This is a genomic window from Hyalangium sp. (assembly GCF_035629615.1).
In the GTDB taxonomy this organism is placed as follows: Bacteria; Myxococcota; Myxococcia; order Myxococcales; family Myxococcaceae; genus Hyalangium.
Map to the genome: position 1 here is coordinate 1 of NZ_DASPHO010000752.1, position 6,700 is coordinate 6,700.

Genomic DNA, 6,700 nt, shown 5'->3' on the forward strand with positions numbered 1-6,700 from the left:
ATGCGCGGTGTCCGACGCCACCACCCAGTAGCGCTCGTCGTCGAGCTTGGTGACCGTCAGATCGGCTTCGATCGTCCCGCCTTCGTTGAGCCACTGGGTGTAGGTGATGACCCCGGAAGGCCCATTCACATTGTTGCCAGACAGGTGGTTGAGCAGGCGCCCGGCGTCGCGTCCCTGCACGAGGAACTTGGCCATGAATGACATGTCCATGAGGATGACGCCCTCGCGCGTCGCCTTGTGCTCCGCGGCCCAGTGGGGAAACCACCGCTGCCTGCCGAAGGAGAGCGGCCCGGCATCCGGCGTGGTGCCGGGCTCGCCGTACCAGTCGGGGCTCTCCCAGCCGCTCACGTCCCTGAAGTAGGCGCCGCGGGCGGCAAGGCGATCATGCACCGCCGAGCGCTTGGCGCCGCGAGCGGTCATCATCGAGCGCGTGGGATAGTGGCACTGGTAGACCATGCCGAGCGACTCGACGGTGCGCGTGCGGCGGTACTCCGGGTTCGACTGATAGGTGTGCAGGCGATCGATGTTGAAGCCGGTGATGTCGACGCCGGGCTTCCCCGTCAGGATCCAGTTGGCCATCACCCGCCCGAGTCCGCCGCCGGTCAAGATGCCGATGGAGTTCATCCCCGCGGCGACGAAGTAGTTCTTGAGCTCGGGCGATTCTCCAACGATGGGCTGCAGGTCCGGGGTGAAGCTCTCAGGGCCGCAGAAGAACTTTCGCACGCCCGTCTCCAGCGAGATCGGCACGCGTGACATGGCCTTCTCCACGTAGGGGCCCATGCGATCCCAGTCGGGAGAGATCTCCCCGAAAGAGAAATCCTCGGGGATGCCTCCCACCTTCCAGGGCGCGCAGATCGGCTCGAAGAGGCCGATCATGAGACCGCCCACCTCTTCACGGTAGTAGCCGTGCGAGGCGGGGTCCTCGATCACCGGCCAGGTGTTCGAGATGCCGGGGATTTTTTCGGTGATGAGGTAGTAGTGCTCGGCGGCCTGGAGCGGGATGTTCACGCCTGACTTCTCGCCGAGCTGCCGGGCCCAGGCGCCGGCGCAGTTGACGACGTACTCGGCCTGGATGTCGCCATAAGGCGTAGTGACTCCGGTGACGGCATGGCGCTGCTTGAGCAGGCCCGTGACGGGGACGCCCTCGATGATCTTGACGCCTTGCATGCGCGCGCCCTTGGCCAGGGCCATCGTCGCGCCAATCGGATCGGCGCGGCCGTCCTCCTTGACGTAGAACCCGGCGAGGATGTCGTCGGTGCGCGCGAGCGGGAAGAGCTCCCTCACATGGCTTGGGCCGATCTCGTGTACGTCCACCCCGCAGTAGCGGTTGAAGGCCGCGACCCGGCGGTACTCCTCCAGGCGATCAGCGTCGGTGGCGATCTCGATGAAGCCGATCGGCTTGAACCCAGTCGACAGGCCGGTCTCCGCCTCCAGCCGGCTGTAGAGATCGCGCGTGTACTTGCGCATCTCCGTCGAGGTCTCGGACGTGGAGCCGAAGGTGACCATGAGCCCGGCGGCGTGCCAGGTGGTCCCCGAGGTGAGGCGATCCCGCTCGAGGAGCACGACCTCTTTGCAGCCCATGTGGGCCAGGTGGTAGGCGACGGAGCAGCCGATGATCCCGCCGCCGATGACGACGACGCGGGCCTGTTCGGGCAGGGAGATGGCAGACATGGCGGAGGAGCATAACGCCGAACGTTGTGCGCGGTCGCGCGTTGAGTCTGAGGCTTGGGCGGTCGCTCAGCGTCCCAGCGCCTTGAGCACCACTCCCGCGGCGTTGTGCCCGGAGGCGCCGATGACGCCGCCGCCAGGGTGGCACCCGGCGCTGCAGAAGTAGAGCCCCTGGACAGGCGTCTCGTAGGGCAGCCGCTCGTTGAAGCCGAGCTTGTTGTCCACGTGTTGGATATGGCCGTGGGTAATGCCGAAGTGTGACTCGATCTTGGGCGGGGGCAGCGCGAAGGTCTCCACCACGAGATCGCTGGTGCCCGGGGCGAAGCGGTCGCAGATGGAGAGCAGGTGCTGGACGTAGCGCGCCTCCTCCTTCTCCCAGGACGAGCCCTTGGGCTGGTAGGGCACCCACTGCACGAAGAGGGCGGAGTTGTGGTGTCCCTGGTCATCCCGCAGGGTGGGATCGATGGGGGTGTGGAAGTACCACTCGATGGAGGGGAACTCGGCGAGCTTACCGGCCTTGGTGTCCGCGTAGGACTTCGCCAGGGACTCGAGCACGTCCTCCTGGGGCAGCAGGTGGATGGTGGGGCCGAACTGGCCTCGGTCCTCGGGCAGGCAGGTGAAGGTAGGCAGGCCCTTGAGGCACAGGTTCACCTTGAGGGTGGTGCCCGGGGTGGCCATGGCGTCCACGCGCTGGCGGTAGTCCGCGGGGATGGCCGAGGCCTCCACCAGCTTCAGGGTGCGGAACGGGTCCGCGTTGGAGACGACCACGTTGGCGGAGAGCTCCTCACCGCCCTCCAGCACCACACCCTTCACCACGCCCCGGTCCGTGCGGATGGAGGCGACTTTTGCCCCGGTGCGGATCGTCCCGCCGTGCCGTTGGACGAGCTTCGCAAGCTGCTGGGTGACGGTGCCCATGCCGCCGCCGACGATCATCCACGTGCCGCCGCTGCCGGGCAGCCGGCACATGTTGTGGGCCAGCAGGTTCATGCCCGCGCCAGGCGTGTCGTACTCCACGTCCGCGCCCGAGAAGGCGTCGGTGACGGCGTACATGGCCTTGAGCAGGTCCGACTCGAAGCCGAAACGCTCCAGGTACTGGCGGGGCGAGCCGCGGCAGAGCCGGAGGAAGTGGCTACGCAGGTCCGCGCGGATGTAGCGCTCCGCGGTCTCCTCGAGGGAGAGCGGCGGCAGGAGCCACGCCGGGGCCAGGTCGTCGCGAATGGCGGCCAGCTCGGCATTCATGGCCTGGTTGGCCTTCCAGTCGGCCTCGGAGAAGAAGGCGAGGAACTGGCGCTTCATCTCCTGCTCGTTCGAGCCGAACAGGAGGTAGCGCTCGTCCAGGGTGGGCAGGAAGTAGTGCGGATCCCGGCGCTTGAGGGGGAGCTCCAGCTCCAGCTCTTGCATGAGCTCCGGAGGCATGAGTCCCAGCAGGTAGGCTCCGGTGGAGACGCCCAGCTTCGGCGCGGAGCGGAACGGGTACTCCGTCTTGCTCGCACCGCCTACCATCGCCTTGTCCTCGAGCACGGTGACCTTGAGGCCCCGGCGCGCGAGCAGTGCTGCAGCAACGAGGCCGTTGTGGCCTGCACCCACGATGATGACGTCTGGCATGGTGCCCCCTCCGCGTTGACTGCTCTTAGCCGAGCCGAGGGCAGGCGGACAAACTCCGCGTGACTTGCGCGCGGACGCTGGGGCGGGGAGAGTCGCGCCCGTCCGATGTCCGCCTCAGCTCCGCAGCCTTCCCCCACTCCGGCCTCTCCCCAGCCTCCCCTGAAGGAGACAGAGGGTGCCGAGCCTTCATCCTGGGCCCTGTCCTGGATAGACCTTGCCTGGATGACAGTCGTGGCGCTGGTGCCCACCGTGATTGCCGTGGCGCAGCTGGGCCGCATCCATCCCGACGAGGTGTACCAGGTGCTCGAGCCAGCCTGGCATCGCGTTCATGGCTACGGCGTGCTCGCCTGGGAGTGGCGGGACGGGCTGCGCAACTGGGCGGCGCCCCTCGTCGTCTCGGGGATGCTGCGCCTGGCGAACCTGCTGGGCATCACCCACCCCCAGGCCTACCGGGCCCTCATCGCGCTGCCTCAGGCGGCGCTGCACGGCTGGATGCTGCTCGCCGCGTACCGGTTCTGCGCGCGCCGGCTCGGGACCGTGGCAGGCCTGTATGCCACCCTGCTCGTGGGGCTCTATGGGCCGGTGCTCTTCTTCGCGGGCCGGACGATGAGCGAGTCCTTCTCCGCGGCGTTCCTCGTGGTGGGGATGGAGGCCCTCGATCGGAAGGAGCGCCTGGAGCGTGCCGGGCTGCTCGGCGGGCTGGCGCTGGGGCTGGCGGTGGTGGCGCGCTACGGCTCGGCCGTCTTCGTCGCCGCGGCGCTGGTGTGGCTCGTTCTGGCGAGGCGGTGGCGGGTGCTGGCCTTCACCTGCCTGGGTGGGCTCGGCGCGGCGCTGGGCCTGGGCGCGCTCGACTGGGCCACCTGGGGCACGCCCTTCCACTCCTTCATCGCCTACCTGCGCTTCAACGTCCTCTCGGGTGAGGCGGCAAGGCAGTTCGGCGCGAACCCACCCAGCTTCTACGTGCCAGTGCTCCTCACCGCGCTCCCCCTCTGGTTCTGGCTGACAGTGCCGCTGGGCTACGCCGCCCTGCGCCGCCGCCGCGCCGTCTCCCTGCCGCTGTTCTGCGCGGTGGCCTACGGGCTGGCGGTGACCGCCACGCCGCACAAGGAGGAGCGCTTCCTCTATCCGGCACTCGTGCTGCTGCTGCTCGCAGCTGCCCCAGCCCTGGCGGCATGGCTCATGGATACAGCCAGGGCCGCGAGGGTCCGCTCGGTGATCTCATTCGTGTCGCTGTCCTCCACCGTGGTAGCCGCCAGCTTCTACCCGCCGCACGATCTCCGCGGGGACCAGTTCCGCGCCATTGTCGCCGCCACGAGGGACGAGCGCGCCTCGGGCCTGCTCATCGTCAACGAGGGGCTCTGGGGCGCGGGGGGCTTCTTCTACATCGGCAAGAACATCCCCTGGCTCACCTGCGACTGGCCCCACGATCAGGCCTTCCAGCACGCCATGCGTGATTCCACCTTCAACCGCGCCGTCACCTTCGGGGGCCGGGCCCTCCCAGAGCTCCAGGCCGCCGGCTTCCGCGTGGTGGGGCAGGTGGGCCGCGAGACGATGCTCGCCCGCGACTGAGGCAGGCGAGGCAGGGAGCCCAGGCCCGCTCACCCGCAAAAGCAAAGAGCCGATACCCCAGGAGGGCATCGGCTCTTCACTTCTAAAGAAACGGCCGGGACACACGCGAAGGTGCGCTACCGTTGCTTCCTTCCGGACCTGGCGGGGTTCACGTCCCCACGTTGTCCCGACCACAAAAATAACACCTACGGAGAGGGTGGGATTCGAACCCACGATACCCGTTAAGGTATGCACGCGTTCCAGGCGTGTGCCTTCAACCGCTCGGCCACCTCTCCAGGGCCCTGCTACAAGCGGAGAGCGTAGGATTCGAACCTACGGTACCGTTACCGGTACGCCTGATTTCGAGTCAGGTGCCTTCGACCACTCGGCCAGCTCTCCAGTATTCACTTTTCACGCTTCTTGTCGCGCAGGCGCTCGAAGAAGCTCTTGAGAAGCAGGCGGCTCTCCTCCGCCAGGATGCCACTTGTCACCTGGAGCCGGTGGTTGTGCCGCGGCTCTTCGGCCAGGTTGTAGAGCGAGCCCACCGCTCCGGCCTTGGGATCCATCGTCCCGAACACCAGCCGTGTCACCCGGCCCTGCACCAGCGCGCCGGCACACATGGCGCACGGCTCCAGCGTCACGTACAGCGTCACACCCGTGAGCCGCCAGACCCCCAGTGCCTTGGCCGCCGCATCCAGCGCCAGCAGCTCGGCATGAGCCAGGGGGTTGCGGTCCACCTCGCGGCGGTTGAAGCCCGTGCCGACGACTCTGCCGTCGTGCACGGCCACCGCGCCTACGGGGACCTCTCCGAGTGCCTCTGCTTCCCGCGCCAGCGTGAGCGCCTGCTGCATGAAAGCTTCGTCTTCACTCATGGAGAGAAGCGGCAGGGAAAGTGGCGCTCCCTGGAGGATTCGAACCTCCGGCCTTCGGATTCGTAGTCCGACGCTCTATCCAGCTGAGCTAAGGGAGCGTGTCTTCCAACGCTGCGACTTGCGACCTGATGATAAGTGGCGGAGAGAGAGGGATTCGAACCCTCGATACCGTTTCCAGTATGCAGGTTTAGCAAACCTGTGCCTTCAGCCTCTCGGCCATCTCTCCAACGTTTCTCTGTCAAAGAACTGCTTACGACAAGGCCTGAAATTCGGAGGAGGTAGGATTCGAACCTACGGAGGGCTTTCACCCTCTGCGGTTTTCAAGACCGCTGCCTTCAGCCGCTCGGCCACTCCTCCACTACACGCCGCGCGGCCCGCCATGGTGCGCGGGGCCGCCCTTCTACCTCATCCGCATTCCATTGCAATGGGGTAGTGCCTCACAGTGGCCGGATCTCCCGCATCCCCCCCATGTACGGCACCAACGCCTCCGGGATCGCCACGCTTCCGTCCTCGCGCTGGTAGTTCTCGAGGATGGCAATGCTCGTCCGGCCCACGGCCAGGCCACTGCCGTTGAGGGTGTGGAGCAGCTGGGGCTTGTCCCCCTTCTGGGCGCGGAAGCGGATCTTCGCCCGGCGGGCCTGGAAGTCGCCGCAGTCCGAGCACGAGGAGATCTCCCGGTACGTGCCCTGGCCTGGCAGCCAGACCTCGATGTCGTACGTCTTCCGCGAGGCGAAGCCCATGTCTCCGGTGCACAGCAGCACCACGCGGTGGTGCAGCCCCAGGCGGCGGAGGATGTCGGTGGCGTCATCCGTCATGCCCTCCAGCTCCTGGAGGCTGGTGTCCGGCGTGGCGAACTTCACCAGCTCCACCTTGTGGAACTGGTGCTGGCGGATGAGCCCGCGCACGTCCTTCCCGTACGATCCGGCCTCGGAGCGGAAGCACGGCGTAAAGGCGACGTACTTGCGCGGGAGATCGTCGGCTTCGAGGATCTCGTCGCGGTGCAGGTT

5 protein-coding genes, 5 tRNA genes and 1 other RNA gene are annotated in these 6,700 nt (G+C 67.2%); 1 reads left to right on the forward strand and 10 read right to left on the reverse strand.

All coding sequences use genetic code 11. The features are described 5' to 3' along the window. The coding region (locus VD972_RS37585; protein ID WP_324993645.1) for an FAD-dependent oxidoreductase at positions 1-1,671 on the reverse strand (1,671 nt) is incomplete at its 3' end. A gap of 66 nt (positions 1,672-1,737) precedes the next feature. Next, positions 1,738-3,273: an NAD(P)/FAD-dependent oxidoreductase gene (locus VD972_RS37590; protein ID WP_324993646.1), complete on the reverse strand. Its 1,536-nt coding sequence runs from the start codon at positions 3,271-3,273 to the stop codon at positions 1,738-1,740. Between the two features lie 222 nt (positions 3,274-3,495). On the opposite strand from VD972_RS37590, the gene VD972_RS37595 reads away from it, so the two are divergent. After that, positions 3,496-4,842 carry a mannosyltransferase gene (locus VD972_RS37595; RefSeq protein ID WP_324993647.1) on the forward strand — a complete coding sequence of 449 codons (1,347 nt, stop codon included), beginning with the start codon at positions 3,496-3,498 and terminating at the stop codon, positions 4,840-4,842. Positions 4,843-4,926: 84 nt separating this feature from the next. On the opposite strand, the gene ffs is transcribed toward VD972_RS37595, so the two are convergent. The 8 genes from ffs to serS all read right to left on the reverse strand — a co-directional run. Continuing rightward, positions 4,927-5,019, reverse strand: an RNA gene (gene ffs, locus VD972_RS37600) — signal recognition particle sRNA small type. Positions 5,020-5,030: 11 nt separating this feature from the next. Beyond that, a tRNA-Ser gene (locus VD972_RS37605) sits at positions 5,031-5,117 on the reverse strand. Between the two features lie 16 nt (positions 5,118-5,133). After that, positions 5,134-5,220 (reverse strand) — tRNA-Ser (locus VD972_RS37610). A gap of 5 nt (positions 5,221-5,225) precedes the next feature. Continuing rightward, on the reverse strand, positions 5,226-5,693 hold the full coding sequence (gene tadA, locus VD972_RS37615; protein WP_324993648.1) for a tRNA adenosine(34) deaminase TadA: 468 nt from the start codon (positions 5,691-5,693) through the stop codon (positions 5,226-5,228). 21 nt (positions 5,694-5,714) lie between these two features. Further along, a tRNA-Arg gene (locus VD972_RS37620) sits at positions 5,715-5,791 on the reverse strand. Positions 5,792-5,829: 38 nt separating this feature from the next. Further along, positions 5,830-5,919 (reverse strand) — tRNA-Ser (locus tag VD972_RS37625). 44 nt (positions 5,920-5,963) lie between these two features. Then, positions 5,964-6,050 (reverse strand) — tRNA-Ser (locus tag VD972_RS37630). Between the two features lie 80 nt (positions 6,051-6,130). Further along, on the reverse strand, positions 6,131-6,700 hold a 570-nt coding region (gene serS, locus VD972_RS37635), incomplete at its 5' end, for a serine--tRNA ligase (protein WP_324993649.1).

Coding starts and splice junctions, on each gene's coding strand:
- tadA (WP_324993648.1), bottom strand. CDS start 5,693: ATGAGTGAAGACGAAGCTTTCATGCAGCAGGCGCTCACGCTGGCGCGG.
- VD972_RS37590 (WP_324993646.1), bottom strand. CDS start 3,273: ATGCCAGACGTCATCATCGTGGGTGCAGGCCACAACGGCCTCGTTGCT.
- VD972_RS37595 (WP_324993647.1), top strand. CDS start 3,496: ATGACAGTCGTGGCGCTGGTGCCCACCGTGATTGCCGTGGCGCAGCTG.